The sequence below is a fragment of the Rhizobium albus genome, from assembly GCA_030160035.1.
GTDB classification, from domain to species: Bacteria; Pseudomonadota; Alphaproteobacteria; order Rhizobiales; family Rhizobiaceae; genus Georhizobium; species Georhizobium albus.
Map to the genome: position 1 here is coordinate 875,832 of BSNO01000001.1, position 23,807 is coordinate 899,638.

Consider the following 23,807-nt stretch of genomic DNA (forward strand, 5'->3'; position numbering starts at 1 on the left):
TTGCGGTTCATTGCTGGTCCAGCCTTCATGCACAATCCCGATATCGTCTATCTGACCGAAGACCCGTCGCACGACGGCATCATTCAACTGATCAACCAGGAAGCATTTGGACCGGGTCGTTTTACCCGCGCCGCGGAGCGTGTGCGCGAGCAGGGGCCGCATGATCGTCGCTTGTCTTTCGTCGCCAGCGAGAACGGCGCGATTGTCGGTTCAGTGCGGCTGACGCCCGTGCTTGCCGGGGGTGCGAAGGCGCATCTTCTCGGGCCGCTGGCCGTCCGACCGACGCACAAGAACCGGGGGATCGGGCGGGCGCTCGTCGCCATCTCGGTCGGTCGTGCACTCGATCAGGGCAGCGAAGGCGTCATTCTCGTTGGAGACCCGCCCTATTATCAGCCGCTTGGTTTTGAGCCGGTGGCGATCGGCACGCTGGCGTTTCCCGGCCCTGTCGATCCATCCCGCATTCTCATCGCCGGCTGCTCGCCGACGGCCCGCGCAAGGCTGAAGGGCACCGTCGGCTGGCGGGCTTAAGCGAGCGACCCGCGATCAGCGGCCTTCGCGATACCAGGTCGAGCCAAGTGCCAGGAGCAGCAGCGCCAAGCCCAGGAAGCCGGAGAACAGCGGAATGCGGTTGACGCCGATCAGGACTGTCTCGTCCGTCACCCTGAGCGGCATGCGGCCGGAGCCGGTATCGCGCACGGCGCCACGCACCGGAAGGATGGTCGGAAGCTCGTTGCCGGAGACGCGGGTGACCGACCCGCCGGTCTCGCGGGCGATCGGCTGAAGCAAGCCTTCCGTCGAGACGGTGGCGCGAAATTCCGGTGCGTCGATCGCACCGATATGGGCAAGTGCCGTCAAATCGCCATTCGCCACTTCGAACAGGCCGACCTCTCCCGTTTGAAGTTCGGCGCGGAACAGACCCTCTTCGGCCTGCGAGAGGGCGAGATCGATCACTTCTCCCGCCGGTGTCGTCACGGAGGCCGGCCCGGGCTCGTTGCCCATGGTCTGGCGCTCGACAATGAGCGTGCGGCCCCGCGCGCGCGCCGTCAAAGCCTCTTCTTCGAGCGATGGCTCCTTCATCAGCCAATGCGCGACCCGGCGATAGAGATCGACATGTGGGCCGCCGCCTTCGAAGCCGCGCGCCCACAGCCAGCCATGGTCGGAGAGCAGCATAGCCACCCGGCCTTCGCCTGTCCGATCGAGGACGAGCAGCGGCGATCCGTCGGGACCGTCGAGCACAGTATTGCCTTGTGGAGCATCCACCTCGACGGCGCGGAACCAGCGGCCCCAGGACGGCGGCTCTTGCTCGCTGCCCGGCAGGTCGCGCGTCACCGGGTGCTTGCGACCATCTTCCGAAAGGCGCGGGAAAAAGCCGACATCGTTTACTTCGCCGGTCGGCATGGCAGGCAGGACGGGCGCCAGCGGTGTCGTCGCGATCGACTGCGAGCCCGCGTGTTCGGGCCCGGCGGCGATGAGAAGCGCACCGCCTGCTTCGACATATTGGGCGATGTAGTCGTAATAGAGCACAGGCAATACGCCGCGCCGCTGGTAGCGATCAAAGACGATCAGATCGAATTCGTTGATCTTCTCCACGAACAGTTCGCGCGTTGGAAACGCGATCAACGACAACTCGTTGATCGGCGTGCCGTCCTGCTTTTCCGGCGGCCGCAGAATGGTGAAATGAACGAGGTCGACGGAAGCGTCCGACTTCAGCAGGTTGCGCCATGCGCGCTCACCGGAATGCGGCTCTCCGGAAACGAGCAGAACGCGCAGGTTTTCCCGAATGCCTTCCAGTTCCATCACCGCTCGGTTGTTGGCCGGCGTGATCTCGTCGTCGAGCACACCCACCTCGAATTCGAGGATGTTCTTGCCACCGCGCGGAACTTCGAAGCTCAGGCGCTCTTCATTGCCGACCGTCACGGGCGCGCTGGCGATGTCTTCGCCGTTCAATCGAACCGAAATGAAGGCTGGTTCGCTCGATGGCTGACCATCGTCGATGACGCGGTAGCGCACCGTCTGCTCTTCGCCGACGATGCCGAACCGCGGGGTCTCGATCAGCTGAATCCGCCGATCCACTTCGTCCGGATGGCCGGTGACCAACGCATGAATCGGCGCATCGAAGCCAAGGGCGGCGGCGTTGTCGGGAATGTCGTGAACTTGGCCGTCGGTGATCAGGATCGCGCCGGCAAAGCGGGATGTGGGGACATCTTGGATCGATGAGGAGAGGGCCTCGAACAACCGGGTCGACGGCACTTCTTCATTCTCGTCGGTGCGACTTTCGACAACGCGAACGTCGAAGCGGCTTTGGCGCTCGAGCCGTTCGATCAGTTGCTGCAACGTGTGATCGGTCTGCTCGGTGCGCTCGAGAGAGTTCTGGCTCTGGCTGCGATCGACCACCACGCTGACCACGCTTTGCAGCGGCTCGCGTTCTTCCTGGTAGAGCACGGGATTGACGAGTGCCATCAACACAGCGGCGAGCGCTGCAACGCGCAGGATGCGGCCGCGGGCACCCTGCACGATCAGGCCAGCGGCAACCAGCACGGCGCCAAGCGCCAGGGCGACGAGCGCGTAGAAGGGCAGCAACGGGGCGAAATCGAGTGTCATCTGACGGGGCGCCTCACTGGCCGAGCCGTTCGAGAAGCGCGGGAACGTGCACCTGGTCGGTCTTGTAGTTGCCGGTCAGCATGTACATCATGATGTTGACGCCGGTCCGGTAAGCAAATTCGCGCTGGGCGGGATCGGCCGGAACCGTCGGATAGATCGGCACGCCATTGGTGTCGATCGCCCAAGCGCCGGCCAGATCGTTGCCGGTGATGATGACCGAGGTCACGCCATCGGCGGATGTCATCGTGCGCGTTTCACCGGCTTGCGGCAATTGCTCGATCCACATTTCGCCGCCGCGGTACCGGCCCGGAAAATCCGGAAGCAGATAGAACGCCTTCGTCAGCACGTGATCTTCGGGCACAGGTTCCAGCGGCGGTATGTCGAGGTCGGCCATGATAGCCCGCAGGCGATCGGTCTCCGGGCTTGCCGCATTGCCGAGGCCGGAGAACTGATCGCGCGTGTCGAAAAGAACGGTCCCGCCGGCCTTCATATAGGCGTCGATGCGGCTGATCGCCTGCGCGCTCGGCATCGGCGCGGTCGCGCTGACGGGCCAGTAGATCAGCGGGAAGAAGGCCAGTTGATCAGTCTCGATATCGAGCCCTGCCGGAGCCCCAGGTTCGAGTGACGTTCGGTAGGCCAGGAACTCGGCGAGCCCCGCAAGGCCGCGCTCGGAGATGCGGTCGACCTCGTCCTCGCCGGTCAGCACATAGCCGATCCGGGTGGTGTTGAGCTGCTCCAGGATAACGTCGTCGCCGGCGCGCGTGTCGTCCGTCTGCGCGCTCGCATCGGGTGTCAGCGCAAGCGACACTGCAAATATAGCGACCATGCCAGCTGCCGTGCGGCCGAGGGCGGGCGATCCGATCCGCAGACGCCGTGCAAAGCCAGCCATGAAAAGAACGATGGCGCTATCGACGAGCAGCAGGATCATCGCTGCGGTGAAGAGATGCGGGCGCAGCGACACGGCATTGTCTGTCCCGTAGCCCGTCCGCGTCGCGGAAACGGCGTCCGGCCAGGCGACAGGTTCAAGCGCATCGCGTCCGTCCATCAGGTTGAGCGCGATGAAGCCATCCTCGGTGCCGTAGAGACCGGGCGGGTTTTCCGGGCTGACTGTGGGCGCTTCGTTTGAGAGCACGAGTGGACGGGCTTCGCCCGATGGCGCGACCAGTTGGCCGGCGGCGTCGAGCAGCCGATAGGGCGGCAGGGATGCGGCTTCGCCCGCGCTGCCACCGGCCGGCTGCCCGCCTGCACTGGACAGCATGACCGTCCGGCGCAGCATCTCGACGAAATCTCCGGAGATCGGCAGGTTCGACCAGGTCGCTTCGGCAGTGACATGGAACAGCACCGTGCGACCCTCGCCGATCTGGCGGGTCGTAACGAGCGGCGTACCGTCTTCCAGGCTCGCCCAGGTATTGGCGGAAAGCTCAGGGGAGGGTTGCGCGAGCACCTGGCGGTTGACGACGATGTTTTCGGGCGGCGGCATTCCGGCGAAGGGGCCCTGATCCGGATAGGGCGCAAGGTTTTGCGGCTCCGTCCATGACAGGGCGCCGCCGAGCGCGCGCTCGCCCTGACGCAGCGTCACGGGAATAAGGGGGTCGTTTTCGTCCGCGCCGGCAAGCCTTGGCCCGGCAAAGCGCAGGAGCAGGCCACCGTCTTCCACCCATTCGGTCAGCGGGCCGTAGACATCGTCCGGCAAGGTGCCGATGTCGGCCATGACGATGACCGACGGGTTGGTCTCGATGAGCTCGGGAATGGCAACCGATAGTTCCGGATCGCGTGGTCGCACGATGTCGGCAAAGGGTTCGAGCGCGCGTTCGATGTAATAGAGCGGGGCGAGGAGCGGCTGTGCCAGATCAGCAGAAGCGCCTGAGAGCAAGGCCACGCGCCGGCGGCGGAAGCTGTCGTCGAGCAGATAGGCGGAGCCGGCGCTGCGAATCCCCGGGATCGCGAAGCGCGCGAAATCGTTGCGGAGTTCGAACGGCGCCCGGATAGAGCCGGTGCCCGTGGTCTCGCCATCCGCGAAATCGATGCTGCCCTCGGCAATCGCGCGGCCCTGGATGTCGTGAGCATTGAACGAATAGCTCACGGCTCCGGCACCGACCGGCCGCTCAGCTTCGACGACGAAGGCGTCGGCGCCATTCTCGGCGTCGACGAGCGCAACGGCATCGGGTCCGTCCTCAAAGAGCAGGACTGACGCCGCGTCGGTCGCCCCGAGCTGTTGAGAGAGACGGTCAGTCTCTTCCGCGTCGGACGTGACGCCATCGCTCAGGATCACCAGCGTGCCAGGTGTTGCATCACCAAGCGCGTCCGCCACGGCTGCTAGCGCTCTGGCGCGATCGCCATGCTGGGGCAGGGCGCTTGCAGCCTGCAAGCGCTCCAGGGCCTGGGCGGCCGAGCGCGGGTTGGCGTCGTGGCTTGCGTCGGCGGTGAAGACGAGCGAAACCGGAATTTCGCGTTCCTCGGCTTCGGTGATCAGTTGCGATGCCACCGCTGCGCGATCATCCCAATCGGCGGCGGTCGCCCAGCCATTGTCCATGACGATCAGGAGCGGCCCTTCGGTCGAGATGCTGTTTTCACGCGGATTGAGGATCGGATCAGCAAGCGCCAGAATGATGAAGCCGGCAATGGCAAGCCGCAAAATCGTCAGCCACCACGGGCTCTTTGACGGCGTTTCCTCACGCTTCATGACGCGCGCGAGAATCTTGAGCGGCGGGAAAATCTCCGCCTGGGGGCGCGGCGGCGTCAGGCGCAGCAACCACCAGATGACCGGCAGGGCAAGCAGGCCGAAAAGCACGAGCGGCGCGGAAAAGGCGAGCGGCAGACCAAGCATCAGCCAGCCCTCGCCAAAGTCGTCGCTGGCATGCCGGAAAGGTGCATGTGCAGAGCGACAAGCGCTTCCGATGCGGGCCTGTCCGTGCGGTGGGTCGTGAAGCTCCACCCCAGGCGTCTGAGCGCGCCACCCAGGACTTCCCGTCGTGCGAGATAGGCGTTGCGGTACTCTTCGCCGGCCGTTTCCGCACGCCCGAGCGTTAGCTTGCCGCCGGTCTCCGGATCGACGAATTCCGTTCGTCCGGCATAGGGGAATATCTCTTCTACCGGATCGCAGACTTCCAGCACATGGCCGCGGATACCGCGCTTTGCGAGCGGCGCGAGCATGGCCAGCACATCTTCAGGCGGATCGAGGAAGTCGCTGACGACGACGATGTCGTTGCGGGCGGTGATGCGGGTGAGATCGGGCAGAGCCGTGCTTGGCGGTGCCAGCACCAATGCGCCCGCCAGCCGTTCGGCCGCGTTGCGTGCCGCGACCGGCTCCATCGCGCCGGGATAGGCGATGCGTTCGCCGGACCGAGACAGGATTTCCGCCAGCGCCAGCACGACGACGAGCGCGCGGCTTTCCTTGGAGACCTGACCCAGATCCGATTTGAACATCATCGAAGCGGATGCGTCGGCCCAGAGCCAAAGCGTGTGCGCGGCTTCCCATTCGCGGTCGCGCAGATAGGTGTGGTCGTCGCGCGCGGAGCGGCGCCAATCGATGCGTGACAGGCTTTCACCCGGAGCGTAGGGGCGAAACTGCCAGAAATTTTCGCCGATGCCCCTGCGGCGGCGGCCGTGCCAGCCGGCGATGACGCTGTTGGAAACCCTACGCGCTTCAACGAGGCAATCCGGCACAAGCGCAGCGCGCTGGCGCGCACGCGAAAGCGCCTCGCTGCTCGATGTGGGTTGAACCGTTTTTCCGAGGGCTGCCATCAGGATCGCTTCGCTTACCGCCTCGCTTTTGATTTCACGAGATCGGCGATCACGTCGCGCAGGCTCATGCCTTCCGCGCGCGCTGCAAAGGATAAGGCCATGCGGTGCTGCAGCACCGATTCGGCCAGTGCGTCGACATCGTCGATCGAAGGTGCAAGCCGACCATCGTAGAGAGCTCGGGCACGGACGCAAAGCATGAGCGCCTGGCCGGCACGGGGACCGGGGCCCCAGGCGACATGCCGGTCGGTGGACTCGTTGCCGTTGCCGGGCCGGGCCGCGCGCACGAGCGAAAGGATGGCGTCGACCACGGTTTCACTCACTGGCATCTGGCGGATGAGCGCCTGAATTTCCTGAAGACGCGCCGCATCGAGCACCGCCGAAGCATCGCTCTCACGCACACCTGTAGTTTCGAGCAGGATCTGGCGCTCGGCTTCGAGCTCTGGATAGCGCACATCCACCTGCATCAGGAACCGGTCGAGCTGTGCCTCTGGCAGGGGGTAAGTGCCTTCCTGCTCAAGCGGGTTCTGGGTCGCGAGCACATGGAACGGGGCAGGCAGATCGTTGCGCTCGCCTGCCACGGTCACGTGATATTCCTGCATCGCCTGCAGGAGTGCCGACTGGGTGCGGGGCGAGGCGCGGTTGATTTCATCCGCCATCAGAAGCTGCGTGAAGACAGGGCCGCGCACGAAGCGGAAGGATCGCTTGCCGCTGTCATCCTGGTCCATGACTTCCGAGCCGATGATGTCGGACGGCATGAGGTCGGGCGTGAACTGGATGCGGTTGGCATTGAGGCCGAGCACGGTGCCGAGCGTTACGACAAGCTTGGTCTTGGCCAGCCCAGGAACGCCGACGAGCAGCGCGTGACCGCCCGAGAGAATCGCGAGCAGCGTTTGCTCGACCACGCTGTCCTGGCCGAAGATGACCTTGGCGACTTCCGCGCGAATGCGGGCAATGTCTTCCAGTGCCTGCTCGGCGGAGCGAACGATCGCCTTTTCATCCAGCGGCGTGGCGGTCGGTTGCATGGCGCCCATTGGGTCGAAGCCCTTTCGATCGGTTCCTGACGGAGCTCTGGCGAACGGCCGGAACGCTTTTCTCGCTCGTCCCGCATCAAGGATCAGGTGACCGCATGAGGGGATCAAAGCCAAGCTTATTCCGACGCCCTTCGCTGGCAAGCATGTTTCGAATAACTATCTGGTGAGTTAGCGGGCAAGCTGGACGGAACAATGGCAGGAAGCAAAGCAGATATGACGCAGCACGACCCGGCCAAATCCGACAAGGGCGAGAGCGATCTTGCCGCTTTGATAAGTCGAGCTGTCACCGGGCGTGGCCTGCCGCCTGTCGAGACGTGGAATCCGGATCATTGCGGCGATATCGACATGCGCATCGCCGCCGACGGTACCTGGTTTTACCAGGGCACCCCGATTGGCCGGGAGCGGCTCGTGCGCCTCTTTTCCACGGTCCTTCGCAAGGATGAGGACGGGCAGACCTATCTCGTCACGCCTGTGGAAAAGGTTGTCGTGCATGTCGAAGATGCCCCTTTTCTCGCGGTCGAGATGAGCGCGACCATGCGCGATGGACACGAAGTGCTGACGTTCCGCACCAATGTCGGCGATCTGGTCGAAGCCGGGCCCGAGCATCCCATCCGTTTCGAGGCCACCGAACCCGATGGTGCACTCAAGCCCTATCTGCATGTGCGGGGACGGCTAGAAGCGCTCGTCACCCGGGCGCTGACTTACGATCTCGTTGAACGCGCCGTGACAGAGGACGTCGATGGAAAGGCGACTGTTTGCCTGCGATCGGCCGGCGCCGTCTTTCCGATCATGCCCGCCGACGATCTCGCAGCCGGGTGACATTGACGATGCGTTTCGAAGATCCGGCGGGGCTCCATCGCTTCAGCGCCGAAACCTTCCGGCAGCGCGCGGCCCATCACCAGCGCAGCGCTACCGAAATCGCAGATGCGTTCCGCCACCATGGCGACCATGCCCTGAACCCGGACCTCGCAGATCAGCTAGAGGCGGTTGCGCGACGCGATGCGGCCGTTCTGATACCGGTGATCGATGATGGCGCAGCCGATGCGCGCCTCATCCTCACGCAGCGGGCGGGAAGCCTGCGCCAACACTCCGGACAAGTCGCGTTTCCGGGCGGCAAGATCGATCCGGAGGATGGCTCGCCCGAAGCGGCTGCCATCCGCGAAGCGCAGGAAGAAATCGCGCTCGATCCTGCCTTCGTCACACCTGTCGGTCAGTTGCCGCCTTATCTCACCATGTCGGGTTTCAGGATCATGCCGGTTCTCGCGGTCGTGAAGCCGGGATATTCGCTCGTTCCCAATCCGGATGAAGTGGCCGAGGTCTTTGAGGTGCCGCTTTCTTTCCTTATGACCCCTGAGAATCACATTCGCGAAAGTCGGGTGTGGCAGGGGCGCGAACGCCATTATTACACAATGCCGTACGAGAATCGGTTCATCTGGGGGGTGACCGCGGGGATTTTGCGGATGCTCTATGAGAGGCTTTACGGATGACGACGGACGTTACGGGGGATGTGGCTTCCAGCGCTGAAACATTGCGCGAGGCGCCGTGGTTCAAGGCTGCCGGGGTTCAACGCGTTCTGGATCTCTTGAACGACGAGGCCGCGGATACGCGGATCGTCGGCGGGGCGGTGCGGAATGCGCTGATGGGGCTGCCGGTCGTCGATATCGATCTGGCTACGAACCTGAAGCCGGAGGAGGTCATCCAACGGGCCGAGACGGCGAAGATCAAGTCTCTGCCGACCGGTATCGAGCACGGCACGGTCACTCTGGTCGTGGACGGCCAGACCTTCGAAGTGACGACGCTGCGCACGGACGTCGAAACCGATGGGCGACGCGCCGTCGTCGCTTTTGGAACCGACTGGGCCGAGGATGCCGCCAGACGCGATTTCACGATCAACGCGCTCTATCTCGATCGCAATGGGGAGCTTGTCGATCTGGTCGACGGGCTTGCAGACATCGAGACGAAGACAGTCCGCTTTATCGGCGATGCTGATTTGCGGATAACCGAAGATTACCTGCGCATTTTGCGGTTTTTCCGCTTCTTTGCCCATTTCGGCGGCGGACGTCCGGATGCCGATGGGATCCGTGCGGCTGCGCGCCACAAGCAAGGCATCGCCAAACTGTCGGCCGAGCGGGTGTGGGCGGAACTCAAGAAGCTCCTCGCTGCCCGCGATCCATCCCGTGCGCTGCTGTGGATGCGCCAGTCCGGCGTTCTGACGGAAGTCCTGCCGGAAACCGAAAAGTGGGGAATCGATTCGATCCATGGTCTCGTCCATGCCGAGGAGGCGTTCGGCTGGGAGCCGGATCCGCTCCTTCGGCTGCTCGCGATCGTGCCGCCGGACGAAGCCCGGCTGGACGCGATGGCCAAGCGATTGAAGATGTCGCGCGCCGAGGCGCGCCGACTACAGGCCTATGCGCGGGCTGAAGATCCGGCACATGGTGCAACGGACGTCGTCTTCCACAAGCATGCCTACCGCGCGAGTGGGCCCGCCTTAATGGATCGGCTCAAGCTCAAGCTCGCTTCGGCCCGGATGCGGGCGCGGTCGGAGACGGGCGCCCTTGCAGAGGCCGCCGGCTACGCGCGGCTGATCGAGCGCCTTGGAAAGTGGCAGCGGCCGGTCTTTCCAATCAGCGGAAAGGACCTGTCGGATCTTGGTTTGAAGCAGGGGCCGAAGCTCGGTGCGCTGCTGTCGGATCTCGAAGAGGCCTGGATTTCCAGCAATTTCATCATGACGCGCGACGACCTCCTTTCGAAGGCCGCCGCGCGGATCGCTGAAAAGGAGAGCTGATCAGCTTGCCTGACGGCTCGCTGGCCCGTCTTCTATGCGCTGCTTGATGGCGTCGACCATGGATTCGCGAATGACGGTTTCGCCGTGTGTCGTGCGCATGTGGTCGACGGCGCGGCGCACGACTTCCGCTTCTTCATCAGCGCTCGTTTGCCAGGAACAGCCAGGCACGAGCGATCCGCATTGGAACGTCTTCATGATCGTTTCCTCCTCTGTCCGGAACTTGAAGACTACCAGCAAAACGCGCTGGCGCCCAATTTGTTCGTGACTGAGGACGGTCGTGATTAGGGCCAGCGCACCACCGGAGGCAAAGAAGACAGGATCGAATCGACGTTTCCGCCGGTCTTCAAACCAAAGATCGTGCCACGGTCGTAGAGCAGGTTGAACTCGACGTAGCGGCCGCGGCGCACGAGCTGCTCGTCGCGGTCTTCTTCCGTCCAGCCCTTGTTGAAATTGGCGCGCACCAGCTTCGGATAGACGATCGCGAAAGCGCGGCCGACATCCTGCACGAAGGCGAAATCGGCATCCCAGCCGCCTTTATCCTCGCTGGAGCGCAGCCAGTCGAAAAAGATTCCGCCGATGCCGCGCGGTTCGTTGCGGTGCTTCAGGTGGAAATACTCCTCGCACCAGGCCTTGTAGCGCGGATAATCGGCAACCTTGTGCCGGTTGCACGCAATTTCCATCGCCCGGTGGAAGAGCTGGGTGTCGGGATCGTCCTGCGTGCGACGGCGGTCGAGCACGGGGGTGAGATCGGCGCCGCCACCGAACCACTGACTCGATGTCACGACCATGCGGGTGTTCATGTGCACGGCAGGCACATTCGGGTTGACCGGGTGCACGATCAGCGAAATGCCCGATGCCCAGAAGCGCGGGTCTTCCTCTGCGCCGGGGATCTGGCTGCGAAATTCGGGTGAAAACTCGCCGAAAACGGTCGATGTGTGGACACCGGCTTTTTCGAACACGCGGCCGTTGAGGAGCGACATGACACCGCCGCCGCCCGCACCGTCGTCCCGGCTCCAAGGCGTCTGAACGAAGCGACCGGGCTCCTGATCGGAAAGCGGACCCTGAACTTCATCCTCCAGCGTTTCGAACGCGGCGACGATCGTGTCGCGCAGCGTTTCGAACCAGGCGCGTGCGCGCACCTTCTTGCCTTCGATGTCGTCTGGATGTGTGGCCGGAAGGTCCGGTCTTTCCATAGCTTAATGCCCCCGTGTCGGCGGCTCGTCCGCCCGATGCGCAGTTTGCCCGGCAAGCCGCGATTTGCAACCGGCTTGGCACGGCCCGGCCGCGACGATTCGACTCGCTTTCGCCGATACCGATGTCTATCTTTTGATGATCAGGACTGGAAGCCGCGAGGACATGATGGTTCGTCGACAGCCGCAACCCCCGATGGAGGGCCTGCGCAGGCAGATCAGCAAGGGGCGGCGCGAAGGCGCCACGGGCTCCACGTCGACCTTCGTGCGCGAAACCTTCGTGCTGCCGCGCATGGCTGCTCGCGCCAAGGCCCGCGAATGGCTCGATACCTGGCCCAAGGCCGCCTACTGGACGGAAATCGAGACCTGGCGGCAGCTTCCCGACGACCGGATCGAATTCACCATGCGGCGCCTGCCGACCGCCGACTGATCTTCGCCCTTTTGCCCTTCACTCCTACTCGACGGCAAAAGCACCCGTTTGTCTGAGTGCCTCGCCGGCGACCATCGCTGTTGAAATTGCGAGATTGAGCGATCGCATGCCGGGCTGCATCGGTATGAGAATGCGGGCGTCCGCAAGTGCGTGGACATCGTCCGGAACGCCGGCACTCTCGCGCCCGAACAGAAGGATATCGCTCGGGTCGAACCGGAAGTTCGTATAGGCGACGGCGCCTTTCGTGGTCGCGAGCACGAGACGCCGCTTCTCTTCCGACCGCCACGCTTCGAAATGATCGAAATTGATGTGGCGCACGAGCGCCGCCTGCGCCGCATAATCAATGCCGGCGCGTTTCAGAGCCTTGTCCGAGAGATCGAATCCGGCGGGCTCGATGATGTGGACCGACAGGCCAAGACAAGCCGCCATGCGCAGGATCGTTCCGGAGTTTCCGGGGATGTCGGGTTGAAAAAGGGCAAGTGAAAGGCTCTGCATGCCGTGCCGCTATGCCAGTGTCACACTGTGCTGGCAATGGGATGCGTGAGACGGCCGCGGTCGGTCTGGCGAAATCCGTATCGACGCACTATCTGGCTGAAACATTCCTCTTGCCCCATCGGCGATCTCCCGCGCACGGCCGGGACCGAGTTCAACGGTTCCATTCCGAAGACAGTGTTCGCACCGTGCCGTCTGCCAGATCGCCTTTTGCGAGGCACTCTCCAGCGCCTGCTGGACCCATATTGAAAGATGTCTTGATGTTTTCGTGGTTCGAACGCCGCCTCAATCCCTATCCAGAGGCTGATCCGGAGCGTCCACCGCAGGGTTTCGTGGCGTTTTGCTGGCATTATTCAAAGGATGCCGCGCCTTATCTCATCGCCATGGCATGCCTGACCGCGATGATCGCGATCGGCGAAGTTTTGCTCTTCGGCTTCCTCGGCTCGATCGTCGACTGGCTGGCGACAGCGGAGCCTGAGGGCTTCCTTCAGCGCGAGGGCTGGACGCTGTTCGCCATGGGCGCGCTGGTCCTGGTCGGCCTGCCGACGGTCGTTCTTCTGCAATCGGTGCTTATCCACCAGACGCTGCTCGGCAACTATCCGATGATCGCGCGCTGGCAGATGCACCGCTATCTTCTGCGCCAGAGCCTGACCTTCTTCGCCAACGAGTTCGCGGGCCGCGTCGCCACGAAGGTAATGCAGACCTCGCTCGCGGTGCGCGAAACGGTGATGAAGATGCTGGACGTCTTCGTCTATGTCTCGGTCTACTTCATCTCGATGATCGTGATGATCGCCGCGGCGGATTTCCGGCTGGCCATCCCGCTGGTCTTTTGGCTGATCATCTATGTGTCGCTCGTCGTCTATTTCGTGCCGCGCATGCGGGCGGTGTCCAGCGTCCAGGCCGATGCCCGCTCGATGATGACGGGGCGGGTGGTCGACAGCTACACGAACATCTCGACCGTCAAGCTTTTCTCCCATGCCGGCCGTGAAGAAGCCTATGCGCGTGAAAGCATGGACAACTTCCTGGGAACGGTTCATCGGCAGATGCGCCTGGTGACCATGTTTCAGGTCCTGATCTACGTGAACAACGCGATCCTTGTCTTTGCGGTGGCAGCGCTTTCGATCGGCCTGTGGCTCGGCAATGCCGTCTCCGTCGGCGCGATTGCCGTTGCGATCGGTCTCGCGCTGCGCATGAACGGCATGTCGCAGTGGATCATGTGGGAAGTCTCGGCGCTCTTCGAGAATATCGGCGTCGTCATCGATGGCATGGACATGATGGCGAAGGAGCGGGACGTCGTCGACAAGCCGAATGCGAAGCCGCTGCAGACGCGCAAGGGGCGCATCGATTTCGACGGCATCCGCTTCCATTACGGCAAGGACAACGGCGTCATCGAGAACCTGACCCTGTCGATCGCCGCCGGCGAGAAGATCGGCCTGGTGGGGCGTTCGGGTGCCGGCAAGACAACGCTGATCAACCTTCTGCTGCGCTTCTACGACGTGGAGGCGGGCCGTGTGCTCATCGATGGACACGATATTTCTGACGTCACGCAGGACAGCCTGCGATCGCATATCGGCGTGGTGACGCAGGATACCTCGCTGCTGCACCGGTCCATTCGCGACAACATCGCCTATGGTAAGCCGAAAGCGAGCGATGCGAAGATCATCGAGGCAGCGAAGCGCGCCAATGCCTGGAGTTTTATCTCGGAACTGAGCGACCAGCAGGGTCGGACCGGGCTCGACGCACATGTGGGCGAGCGGGGCGTGAAACTGTCGGGCGGCCAGCGTCAGCGCATCGCGATCGCACGCGTGTTCCTGAAGGATGCGCCGATTCTGGTACTCGACGAGGCGACGTCCGCGCTCGATTCCGAGGTGGAAGCTGCGATCCAGGAGAACCTGTTCGACCTGATGGAGGGCAAGACGGTCATCGCGATCGCGCATCGCCTGTCGACGATCGCGGAAATGGATCGGCTTGTCGTGCTCGACGAAGGCCGGATCGTCGAAACCGGCACGCATGGCGAACTGGCGGGGCGTGGAGGTCTCTATTCGGACCTGTGGTCGCGCCAGTCCGGCGGCTTCATCTCCACCGAACCGCGACAGGACGAAGCGGCCGAATAGCCATTCCTCAGGCAAACGCACGCTCCCACAATTGCGGGAGCGTGCGAGCGCATTATATGCGGGTCGATGGTCAAGCGCATTTTCCGGCTGTTTGAAGGCTGGGTGGATCCTTTTCGCGAAACGCAGAACCTCCAGCCGCCCTCCAGCGTGCTGGCCTTTATCTGGTTCTATATCCGCCAGGCGCGCTGGCCCTTCTTCGCCATGCTGGTGCTTGGCGGCCTCGTCGCCTTGCTGGAAGCGGCGCTCTTCTATTTCGTCGGTCGGATCGTCGATCTGCTGGACACGGTCGAGCGCGCCAGCGGCTGGGAAGGTCTGATCGCCGCGCACGGGCCCGAATTGCTGTTCATGCTGCTCGTCATCGTCGTGGCCCGCTTCGTGATCACAGCGCTGGCGGCGCTCGTCGAAGAGCAGACAATCGTGCCGGGGTTCTACAATCTCGTGCGCTGGCAGGCCTATTCGCATGTGGCGCGCCAAAGCCTCAGCTTTTTCCAGAACGATTTTGCGGGCCGTGTGGTCACCAAGGTGTGGCAAGCGGGGCAGGCGACCGGCGATTTCATGGTCAGCCTGCTGCAGGTCGTCTGGTTCGTGATCATCTATACCGCGACGACCATGGCGCTGATCGCGCAGCTCGATTGGCGGCTTTCTGCCATGGTCGGACTCTGGATCGCGGCGTTCTGCGGGCTTGCCTATTTCTTCGTGCCGCGCATCCGCCGCTGGGCGCGGGCGTCCGCCGAAGCGTCGTCGATGCTGAACGGCCGGCTCGTCGACAGCTACCAGAACATGCAGACGCTGAAGCTGTTTGCCCGGGAAGACGAAAACGACCGCTACATCCGCGACGGTTTCGACCGCTTCATCGCGGCCATCATCCCGTTTACGCGAAACCTGACGGCGGTTCGCGCGACACTCGCGCTCCTGTCGGGCCTGATGATCGCGATGATCGGTGCCTTTTCGGTCCACCTCTGGTTGACGGGTGCCGTAACCAGCGGCGCGGTCGCCTTTACCATGGCGCTCGTCTTGCGGCTGAACATGCTGCTCGGCCGCATGATGACGCAGCTGAACGGCCTGATGCGCAATTTCGGCACGATCCAGAATTCGGCCGAACTGGTGGCCCAGCCGATCGGTCTCGTCGACCACGCCGGGGCGGAGACGCTCACCGTCCATCGACCGAGCATCGCGTTCGAGAACGTCACCTTCCACTATGGCAAGGGCTCGGGCGTCATCGAAAATCTGTCGCTGACGATCAAGCCTGGCGAAAAGGTGGGCGTCATCGGCCGGTCCGGTGCCGGCAAATCGACGCTGGTCAACCTTTTGCTCAGGTTCTTCGATCTGGAGGGTGGTCGCATCCTGATCGATGGCCAGGACATCGCAAACGTGACCCAGGAAAGCTTGCGAGCACAGATCGGCATGGTCACGCAGGACACATCGCTACTGCATCGCTCGATCCGCGACAATATTCGCTTCGGACGTCCGGATGCGGACGATGCCCTGTTGCTGAAGGCCGCGGAGCGCGCCGAGGCAGCGGGCTTCATCGGCAAGCTCGAAGATGCTCGGGGGCGCACCGGTTTCGACGCGCATGTGGGCGAGCGCGGGGTGAAGCTGTCGGGCGGCCAGCGCCAGAGGATCGCGATTGCGCGCGTGATGCTCAAGGACGCTCCGATCCTCATCCTCGACGAGGCGACGTCGGCACTCGATTCCGAGGTGGAAGCCGCGATCCAGGACAATCTGGCGCGCCTGATGGAAGGCAAGACGGTGATTGCGATCGCGCACCGCCTGTCCACGATCGCGGCGATGGATCGGCTGATCGTCATGGACGAGGGCCGGATCATCGAAGACGGCACGCACAAGGAGCTCGTCGCGCGCGGCGGCCTCTATGCGGACCTCTGGTCGCGCCAGTCGGGTGGCTTCATCGCAGGAGACATGGCAGCGGAATAGGGCCACTGTTGCCACATTGTGGCGTTCGGACCGCAAAGAGCTTGTGGAACCTCAGCGTGCGGGCGCGACAATCTGCCCATATGACTGTGACGAGACTGGACATAATTTGACTGTGAGCATAGAACGCGCCCAATTGACGGGCGATCGGCGAGGGCTGTCGCGCGGGGGAATTGTCTCCTGTTCCACAGGCCGCAGCCGCGTTGCTGCGACGTCCGCCATGATCATGCGCAAAGGATGTTTGAGCCGTGAGCGAACACGAAACGACAGCAGACCTCAGCGGTGAGCCCACCCGCCGGGACTTTCTTTATCTGACGACGGGCATGGTAGGTGTGGTCGGTGCGGCGGCAGTCGCCTGGCCGTTCATCGACCAGATGCGCCCAGATGCATCGACCCTCGCCCTCGCTTCGATCGATGTCGACGTTTCCGGCGTTCAGCCCGGCATGTCGCTGACGGTACAGTGGCGCGGACGCCCGGTCTTCATCCGCAATCGTACGGAAGAAGAAGTCGCCGAAGCCCAGGCCGTCGAGCTTTCCGATTTGAAGGATCCGACGTCGCAGAACGAAAATGCGCCTTCCGAGCCTGCCACCGATCTCTACCGTTCCGCCGGCGAAGGCCGCGAGAACTGGATCGTGATGATCGGTTCATGCACGCACCTTGGTTGCGTGCCGCTCGGTCAGGCAGGCGATTTCGGTGGCTGGTTCTGCCCGTGCCACGGCTCGCACTATGATACTGCGGGCCGCATCCGCACCGGTCCTGCGCCGCTCAATCTGCCGATTCCCCCCTATACATTCGCATCCGACACGATGATCACGATCGGCTGAGGCGAGGAGAGATTTCCAACATGAGCGGTGAACACTCTACCTACGTACCTGCGTCCGGCGTCGGCCGGTGGATGGACAGCCGGCTGCCTCTGCCGCGGCTGTTGCACGATTCGTTCGTTTCCTATCCGGTCCCGCGCAACCTGAACTACGCCTACACATTCGGCGGCATTCTCATGGTCATGCTGGTCATCCAGATCCTGACCGGTATCGTGCTGGCCATGCACTATGCGGCGGAAACAGGCGTTGCCTTCGATTCCGTCGAAAAGATCATGCGCGACGTCAACTCCGGCTGGCTGCTGCGCTACATGCACGCCAACGGCGCGTCGTTCTTCTTCATCGCCGTCTACATCCACATCGCTCGTGGTCTCTACTACGGCTCATACAAGGCGCCGCGCGAAGTCCTCTGGATCCTCGGCGTCGTGATCCTGCTTCTCATGATGGCAACGGCCTTCATGGGTTACGTTCTTCCCTGGGGCCAGATGTCCTTCTGGGGTGCGACCGTCATCACCGGTTTCTTCACGGCATTCCCGGTCATCGGCGAGCCGATCCAGCAGCTGCTGCTTGGTGGCTTCGCGGTCGACAATCCGACGCTGAACCGCTTCTTCTCGCTGCACTACCTGCTGCCGTTCATGATTGCCGGCGTCGTGATCCTCCACGTCTGGGCGCTCCATGTGACGGGCCAGACGAACCCGACGGGCGTCGACGTGAAGACCAAGACCGACACGGTCGCCTTCACGCCTTACGCCACGACGAAGGATGCGCTGGCACTGGTCGTGTTCCTGGCGGTCTATGCCTACTTCATCTTCTACATCCCGAACTATCTCGGGCATGCTGACAACTACATCCCTGCCAATGCGCTGGTGACGCCGTCGCACATCGTTCCGGAATGGTACTTCCTGCCGTTCTACGCGATCCTGCGCGCCATCACCTTCAACATCGGACCGATCGACTCCAAGCTCGGCGGCGTTCTGGCCATGTTCGGCTCGATCATCGTCCTGTTCTTCCTGCCCTGGCTCGACACGTCCAAGGTTCGGTCGGCTGTCTATCGCCCGTGGTACAAGCTGTTCTTCTGGATCTTCGCCGTGAACGCCGTCTTCCTCGGCTGGCTCGGCTCGCGCCCGGCAGAAGGCTGGTACGTGACGGCTTCGCAGCTTTCCACCCTCTACTACTTCGCATTCTTCCTGATCATCATGCCGCTGCTCGGCATGTTCGAGACGCCGCGTCGCGTGCCGAATTCGATCTCGGAAGCCGTGCTTGCGAAGAAGGCTGGTGCGGGCCGACCTGCCGCAGCGCCTGCTTCGCCGGAACACCGTGGTTGACGTCCAGACGAGTCTGAAAGGAAATTCTCATGAAAATTCGTCTGGCTAGCCTTCTGTCGGCCGCCTTGGCCGTCGGTATCGCCTTCACGGCGACACTCGGCGCGCAGGCTGCGGAAGGTGAGACCCCGCATTACCCGATCAACAAGCCGCGTCACGTGGACTGGTCGTTTGCAGGTCCGTTCGGCACCTACGACAAGGGCCAGCTGCAGCGTGGCCTGAAGGTCTACACGGAAGTCTGCGCCGTCTGTCACTCGATGAACCGCGTTGCTTTCCGCAGCCTCGCCGATCTTGGCTACTCCGAAGATCAGGTTCGCACCTTCGCGGCCCAGTACGAGGTTCAGGACGGTCCGGACGCCAATGGCGACATGTTCACGCGTCCGGCAACTGGCTCCGACCACTTCCCGGCACCGTTCGCCAACCCCCAGGCCGCTGCAGCGGCGATGGGCGGCGCCATTCCGCCTGACTTCTCGTTGCTCGCCAAGGCACGCGCGGTCGAGCGAGGGTTCCCGAACTTCGTCTTCGACATCTTCACGATGTATGCCGAAAACGGTCCCGATTATCTGTACTCGCTGCTGACGGGATACACGGATGCGCCGGAAGGGGTGACGATCCCCGAGGGCACCTACTACAATCCGTACTATATCGCGGGTCCCTCGCTTGCGATGGCGCCGCCGCTCTCCGACGGGCTCGTGACCTATGACGATGGTTCGCCGGAGACGCTCGACCAGTATGCGGCCGACGTCAGTGCCTTCTTGATGTGGGCGGCCGAGCCGCACCTTGAAGATCGTAAGCAGACCGGCTTCCGGGTCGTCATCTTCCTGCTGATCTTTGCCGTGCTGTTGTTCTTCACCAAGAAAGCGGTGTGGTCGCGGACGGATCATTGATCCGGTTTCCAAAACCAGTCATTGAGAAAAAGGCGTCACAAGAGTGGCGCCTTTTTCATGTCCACCACGCGCGTGCTTCGCGCTCCGAAACGTCCCAACTGGTCTCAGATTTCTGTTCATGCGTTTTCGGGACGGCGAGCCGTTAGCCGCTCTGTCTTGTCACGCGCCACGCCCTGTAGGAGAGCTTGATGGAAAACCGCTATCGCGACCTCGTTTCGTCCATCCGCGCCATTCCGGATTATCCGAAGCCGGGCATCGTCTTCCGTGACATCACGACGCTGCTTGGCGATCCGCGGGCGTTTCGCCGGGCGGTGGATGATCTCGTGCATCCCTATGCTGGCACCAAGATTGACAAGATTGCGGGGATAGAGGCACGCGGGTTCATTCTCGGCGGCGCGGTTGCGCATCAGCTCTCGGCCGGCTTCGTGCCGATCCGCAAGAAGGGAAAGTTGCCGCACGACACTGTGCGGATCGCCTACAGCCTGGAATACGGCGTGGACGAGATGGAGATGCACCGAGACGCGATCACGCCTGGCGAGAAGGTCATCGTCGTCGACGACCTGATTGCCACCGGAGGGACGGCGGAGGCGGCCTGTAAGCTTCTGACGCAGATGGGGGCGGATATCGTTGCGGCTTGCTTCGTGATTGACCTGCCGGATCTCGGTGGCCGCAAGAAGCTGGAAGACATGGGCGTCGACGTGCGCACCCTCGTCTCCTTCGAAGGTCACTAAAGTCCAACTGACTCCTAGATCTGAATCAAGACGGCGCTGTCGAATTCCATGACGCGCTCGCCTTGAGCGTTTTCGGCAAAGTTGCGCGTTTCAACGATGCCCCAGCCGGGCTTTGAGCGCAGTTCTCGGGCGTTCACGACGTCGCAGCCGAAGCGGATCGTCTCACCGGCGAAAACCGGCTTCAGCCAGCGCATGTTGCGGATGCCGGGGGAGGGGCCGAGGATCGGCGGAGTGCCGCCTTCCGCCTTGATGCGCGCGGTCTCCTTCTCGCGGAAATCGCAGATCATGCGCATCCAGACGGCGCCCGTATGCCAACCGGACGCACAGAGGCCGCCGAAGAGGCTCTCTTTCGCTGCGTCCGCATCCACATGGAAGGGCTGCGGGTCGAACGTCTTGCCGAAGGCGATGATCTCTTCGGCGGTGAAGGTGTGCGTGCCGAAATCCTGACGCGCGCCGATCTCGTAATAATCAAGCGGGCTCATGCCGTGGCCCCTGCCGTGGTGTGGTCGCGACGGCGGATCATGGTCGGCTGCTTCGTCTCGCAGACGAGTTCGCCGCGCTGGTTATAGAGCTTGTTCTCGATGGTCACGATCCCGATCACTGGTCGCGACGCCGACGGACGTGCCTCCAGCACAGTGCAGGTGCCGGTGAGCGTGTCGCCGGCAAGCACAGGCTTCTTCCATTCCGCGTAATCGATGCCTGGGCCACCCTCGGAAGCCGTGCGGCTGATCATGGCATCGTACATCATGCGGTGCAGGATGGCGCAGGTGTGCCAGCCTGAGGCTGCCAGGCCGCCGAGAATGCTGGCCTTGCCGGCTTCTTCGCTGAGATGCATTGGCTGCGGATCGAACTGGCGAGCAAACTCAATGATCTCTTCCGCCGAGACCGTGACCGGACCAAGCTCAAACGAGCGGCCGGGTTCCATGTCCTCGAAATGGAAGAAGCTTTGATCGTACATGGCGGGTCTGGCCGTCGCTTAGGTGTTGAAGCGGAACAGGAGAACGTCGCCGTCCTGAACGACATATTCCTTGCCTTCGTCGCGCGCCTTGCCGGCCTCCTTGGCGGGCACTTCGCCGCCGAGCTCGACATAGTCGTCATAGGCAATCGTCTGCGCGCGGATGAAGCCGCGCTCGAAGTCCGAATGGATGACGCCGGCGGCCTGGGGGGCCTTGGAACCACGCTTCACGGTCCAGGCGCGCGTTTCCTTCGGGCCGGCCGTGAAATAGGTGATGAGCTCGAGCAGGCGGTAGCCCGCGCGAATGAGGCGATCGAGGCCGGGCTCTTCGAGGCCCATGGCGTCGAGGAATTCGCGCGCTTCGGCTTCCGGCAGCTGGGCCACTTCCGACTCGATCGCGGCGGAGATGACCACTGCCTCGGCGCCCTGGGCGGCAGCCATCTCGGCGACAGCCTTCGTGTGCGCGTTGCCGTCCGCCGCATCGCCTTCGGCGACGTTGCAAACGTAGAGCACGGGCTTCGAGGTCAAAAGGTTGAGCGTGCGCAAGATCTTCAGGTCTTCCGCAGCCATGCCCTCGAGCAGCAGGCGCACGGGCTTGCCTTCCTGCAGAAGCTTCAGCGACGCTTCCATCATCGGCAGGAGCAGAGCGGCTTCCTTGTCCTTGCCGGTTGCGCGCTTGCGGGTCTGTTCGGTGCGGCGCTCGAGGCTCTCCAGATCGGCGAGCATCAGCTCCGTCTCGATTGTTTCGGCATCGGCGACCGGATCGATCCGGCCTTCCACATGGGTGATGTCGTCATCCTCGAAGCAGCGCAGCACGTGCACGATGGCATCCACTTCGCGGATGTTGGCGAGGAACTGGTTGCCGAGACCTTCGCCCTTCGAGGCGCCGCGCACGAGCCCAGCGATGTCGACGAAGGAGATGCGCGTCGGGATGATCTCCTTCGACTTCGCGATCGTCGCAATCTTGCGCATCCGCTCATCGGGCACGGCAACTTCGCCGGTGTTCGGCTCAATGGTGCAGAACGGATAGTTCGCTGCCTGGGCTGCCGCCGTCTTGGTCAGCGCGTTGAAGAGCGTCGACTTGCCGACATTGGGCAGTCCGACGATGCCGCATTTGAAACCCATGGATGGTGCGTCCGCTATTTCTTAAAAGATGATGGGGTGGCGTATGCGGGAAGGGGTCGACGATCGTCAACCGCTTTCACCGTCACTCGCCGTTCTTGTTGCCGAAGAGCCGCTTCAGCATGTCTGCCATCGGGCCGGAAACCGGCTGATTTGTGCCTGCTGGCCGGTTGGCCTGTCGGATGTGGCTTTTCGCGTTGCCAGCGCCTGAAGCCTTCGCGGAAGGCGCATCGCCGACACTTTCCGAAGAACTGCCGATCGCGGTGGCGATCTTGTTCATGAAGCCGGCATCGTCGCCTGAGACGAGAAGCCCCGCATGGGCGCCGATCGCGTCGAGCAGCGGATCGCGCCAGGCTGCATCCGCCTTCGCAAAATCGCCGAGCACATGGTTGTGCACGAGCTCCTTCGCTCCCGGATGGCCGATGCCGAGACGCACGCGGCGGTAGTCCTTGCCCACATGCGCATCGAGCGACTTGATGCCGTTGTGGCCGCCATGGCCGCCGCCGGTCTTGATCCTGACCTTGCCGGACGCAAGGTCGAGCTCGTCATAGATCACGGTCAGCGCATCCGGGCCGAGCTTGTAAAAGCGCAAGGCCTCGCCGACGGACTCGCCCGACAGGTTCATGAAGGTCTGCGGTTTGACCAGCAGAACCCGCTCGCCGCCGATCTCGCCCTCCGCGATCTCGGCCTTGAACTTCTTCGACCAGCCGGAAAAGCTCTGAGCCCGCGCAATCGCATCGACGGCCATGAAGCCGATATTGTGGCGGTTTGCCTGATAGCGTGAACCGGGATTTCCGAGCCCTGCAATCACCAGCATGCGCGTGATCCTTACCTTGCGGCTGTTTCAAGGTCGTATAAAGCGATCGGCCCGGAGCGCCAAGCGTCCGGGCCGACCCAAAGACAACAGGGACAAAGAGAATTACTTCTCTTCGCCGCCTTCTTCTTCTGCTTCGTCGTTCTGCTCGGTGGCTTCGACTTCATCGGCTTCCGGCGCTTCCTGGCCTTCAGCTTCTTCCTCGGCCGTCAGGACAGCCGGAGCAGCGATCGTTGCGATGGTGAAATCGCGATCGGTGATCGTCGGCTCGACGCCTTCCGGAAGGGTGATGTTGGAGATGTGGATGCCATCGCCGATTTCAAGACCGGTGAGGTCTGCGATGAAAGCGTCCGGGATCTTGTTTGCCGGGCAGTGAACTTCGACCGTGTGGCGCACGACGTTGAGGACGCCGCCTTGCTTGATGCCGGGCGAGGCTTCTTCGTTTTCGAAATGAACCGGGACTTCGACCGTGACGACCGTGTTCTTGCCGACGCGCAGAAAGTCGACATGCATGGTGAAGTCACGGACGGGATCCAGCTGGTAGTCCTTGGGGAGAACCTGGATCTTCTTGCCATCCACGTCGATCGTCGCAACCGTGGTCATGAAACCACCGCCACGGATCTTCAGCGTCACTTCCTTGGAGGGAAGCGTGATGGCCATTGGGGGCTGCTTGTCACCGTAGATGACTGCAGGGACTTTGCCGTTGCGGCGGAGTTCACGGGCGGACCCCTTACCAACCCGTTCGCGCGCCTCGGCCTTGAGCTCGTATGTGTCGCTCATGGCATTTCCTTTCGAGGTATGATCTGGAGCGCCCCGCCTTTCCATTTCAGGAAAGTGGCGGA

At 62.9% G+C, this 23,807-nt stretch carries 23 protein-coding genes; 11 read left to right on the top strand and 12 right to left on the bottom strand.

Annotation, left to right across the window (positions count from 1 at the left end):
- Nucleotides 1–27: 27 nt before the first annotated feature.
- A complete protein-coding gene (locus QQL76_RS04155) occupies nt 28–528 on the top strand; it encodes a GNAT family N-acetyltransferase (protein ID WP_499206513.1) in 501 nt (166 codons plus the stop codon).
- 15 nt (nt 529–543) lie between these two features.
- Here the strand turns inward: QQL76_RS04155 and QQL76_RS04160 are convergent, their stop codons facing one another.
- Genes QQL76_RS04160 through QQL76_RS04175 form a run of 4 tightly spaced genes read right to left on the bottom strand, consistent with a single transcriptional unit; the run spans nt 544 to nt 7,376 of the window.
- Entirely contained in the window at nt 544–2,601 is a 2,058-nt protein-coding gene (locus QQL76_RS04160) for a hypothetical protein (RefSeq protein ID WP_499206514.1), read from the bottom strand.
- Between the two features lie 13 nt (nt 2,602–2,614).
- On the bottom strand, nt 2,615–5,428 hold the full coding sequence (locus tag QQL76_RS04165; RefSeq protein ID WP_499206515.1) for a DUF4159 domain-containing protein: 2,814 nt from the start codon (nt 5,426–5,428) through the stop codon (nt 2,615–2,617).
- A complete protein-coding gene (locus QQL76_RS04170; protein WP_499206516.1) occupies nt 5,428–6,345 on the bottom strand; it encodes a DUF58 domain-containing protein in 918 nt (305 codons plus the stop codon). Before QQL76_RS04170 ends, QQL76_RS04165 begins: the two co-directional genes overlap by 1 nt.
- A 14-nt stretch (nt 6,346–6,359) precedes the next feature.
- Nucleotides 6,360–7,376: an AAA family ATPase gene (locus QQL76_RS04175; RefSeq protein WP_499206517.1), complete on the bottom strand. Its 1,017-nt coding sequence runs from the start codon at nt 7,374–7,376 to the stop codon at nt 6,360–6,362.
- 213 nt (nt 7,377–7,589) lie between these two features.
- On the opposite strand from QQL76_RS04175, the gene QQL76_RS04180 reads away from it, so the two are divergent.
- Genes QQL76_RS04180 through QQL76_RS04190 form a run of 3 tightly spaced genes read left to right on the top strand, consistent with a single transcriptional unit; the run spans nt 7,590 to nt 10,161 of the window.
- Entirely contained in the window at nt 7,590–8,195 is a 606-nt protein-coding gene (locus QQL76_RS04180; RefSeq protein ID WP_499206518.1) for a DUF1285 domain-containing protein, read from the top strand.
- Nucleotides 8,196–8,203: 8 nt separating this feature from the next.
- Nucleotides 8,204–8,863, top strand: coding sequence for an NUDIX hydrolase (locus tag QQL76_RS04185; protein ID WP_499206519.1), 660 nt, complete (start codon nt 8,204–8,206; stop codon nt 8,861–8,863).
- Entirely contained in the window at nt 8,860–10,161 is a 1,302-nt protein-coding gene (locus QQL76_RS04190) for a CCA tRNA nucleotidyltransferase (RefSeq protein ID WP_499206520.1), read from the top strand. Before QQL76_RS04185 ends, QQL76_RS04190 begins: the two co-directional genes overlap by 4 nt.
- On the opposite strand, the gene QQL76_RS04195 is transcribed toward QQL76_RS04190, so the two are convergent.
- Nucleotides 10,162–10,356 (bottom strand): DUF1059 domain-containing protein, encoded by a 195-nt coding sequence (locus QQL76_RS04195; RefSeq protein ID WP_499206521.1) that lies wholly within the window; start codon nt 10,354–10,356, stop codon nt 10,162–10,164.
- 86 nt (nt 10,357–10,442) lie between these two features.
- Nucleotides 10,443–11,354, bottom strand: coding sequence for an oxygen-dependent coproporphyrinogen-III oxidase (gene hemF, locus QQL76_RS04200; protein ID WP_499206522.1), 912 nt, complete (start codon nt 11,352–11,354; stop codon nt 10,443–10,445).
- 166 nt (nt 11,355–11,520) lie between these two features.
- Between hemF and QQL76_RS04205 the strand changes: the two genes are divergently transcribed.
- Complete coding sequence (locus tag QQL76_RS04205; protein WP_126012931.1) at nt 11,521–11,781, top strand: hypothetical protein; 261 nt, start codon at nt 11,521–11,523, stop codon at nt 11,779–11,781.
- Between the two features lie 24 nt (nt 11,782–11,805).
- Here the strand turns inward: QQL76_RS04205 and QQL76_RS04210 are convergent, their stop codons facing one another.
- Nucleotides 11,806–12,276, bottom strand: a complete 471-nt coding sequence (locus QQL76_RS04210; protein ID WP_499206523.1) for a tRNA (cytidine(34)-2'-O)-methyltransferase — start codon at nt 12,274–12,276, stop codon at nt 11,806–11,808.
- 257 nt (nt 12,277–12,533) lie between these two features.
- Between QQL76_RS04210 and QQL76_RS04215 the strand changes: the two genes are divergently transcribed.
- The 6 genes from QQL76_RS04215 (at nt 12,534) to QQL76_RS04240 (ending at nt 20,074) form a co-directional block, all read left to right on the top strand.
- Entirely contained in the window at nt 12,534–14,387 is a 1,854-nt protein-coding gene (locus tag QQL76_RS04215; RefSeq protein WP_499206524.1) for an ABC transporter ATP-binding protein, read from the top strand.
- Nucleotides 14,388–14,453: 66 nt separating this feature from the next.
- Complete coding sequence (locus tag QQL76_RS04220; RefSeq protein WP_499206525.1) at nt 14,454–16,319, top strand: ABC transporter ATP-binding protein; 1,866 nt, start codon at nt 14,454–14,456, stop codon at nt 16,317–16,319.
- 245 nt (nt 16,320–16,564) lie between these two features.
- Nucleotides 16,565–17,140 (top strand): ubiquinol-cytochrome c reductase iron-sulfur subunit, encoded by a 576-nt coding sequence (gene petA / locus QQL76_RS04225; protein ID WP_126009158.1) that lies wholly within the window; start codon nt 16,565–16,567, stop codon nt 17,138–17,140.
- Nucleotides 17,141–17,160: 20 nt separating this feature from the next.
- Nucleotides 17,161–18,459 carry a cytochrome b gene (locus QQL76_RS04230; protein ID WP_404864132.1) on the top strand — a complete coding sequence of 433 codons (1,299 nt, stop codon included), beginning with the start codon at nt 17,161–17,163 and terminating at the stop codon, nt 18,457–18,459.
- Nucleotides 18,460–18,488: 29 nt separating this feature from the next.
- Nucleotides 18,489–19,343 (top strand): cytochrome c1, encoded by an 855-nt coding sequence (locus QQL76_RS04235; protein WP_126009162.1) that lies wholly within the window; start codon nt 18,489–18,491, stop codon nt 19,341–19,343.
- Nucleotides 19,344–19,531: 188 nt separating this feature from the next.
- A complete protein-coding gene (locus QQL76_RS04240) occupies nt 19,532–20,074 on the top strand; it encodes a purine phosphoribosyltransferase family protein (RefSeq protein WP_499206526.1) in 543 nt (180 codons plus the stop codon).
- 14 nt (nt 20,075–20,088) lie between these two features.
- Here the strand turns inward: QQL76_RS04240 and QQL76_RS04245 are convergent, their stop codons facing one another.
- The 5 genes from QQL76_RS04245 to QQL76_RS04265 form a co-directional block, all read right to left on the bottom strand.
- Nucleotides 20,089–20,556 (bottom strand): MaoC family dehydratase, encoded by a 468-nt coding sequence (locus tag QQL76_RS04245; RefSeq protein ID WP_499206527.1) that lies wholly within the window; start codon nt 20,554–20,556, stop codon nt 20,089–20,091.
- Nucleotides 20,553–21,032, bottom strand: a complete 480-nt coding sequence (locus tag QQL76_RS04250; protein WP_499206528.1) for a MaoC family dehydratase — start codon at nt 21,030–21,032, stop codon at nt 20,553–20,555. The genes QQL76_RS04245 and QQL76_RS04250 overlap by 4 nt, the downstream gene beginning before the upstream one ends.
- A gap of 18 nt (nt 21,033–21,050) precedes the next feature.
- Nucleotides 21,051–22,154: a redox-regulated ATPase YchF gene (gene ychF / locus QQL76_RS04255; RefSeq protein WP_499206529.1), complete on the bottom strand. Its 1,104-nt coding sequence runs from the start codon at nt 22,152–22,154 to the stop codon at nt 21,051–21,053.
- A gap of 82 nt (nt 22,155–22,236) precedes the next feature.
- Entirely contained in the window at nt 22,237–22,968 is a 732-nt protein-coding gene (gene pth, locus QQL76_RS04260) for an aminoacyl-tRNA hydrolase (RefSeq protein ID WP_499206530.1), read from the bottom strand.
- Nucleotides 22,969–23,070: 102 nt separating this feature from the next.
- Nucleotides 23,071–23,745, bottom strand: a complete 675-nt coding sequence (locus tag QQL76_RS04265; RefSeq protein ID WP_499206531.1) for a 50S ribosomal protein L25/general stress protein Ctc — start codon at nt 23,743–23,745, stop codon at nt 23,071–23,073.
- Nucleotides 23,746–23,807 lie beyond the last annotated feature (62 nt).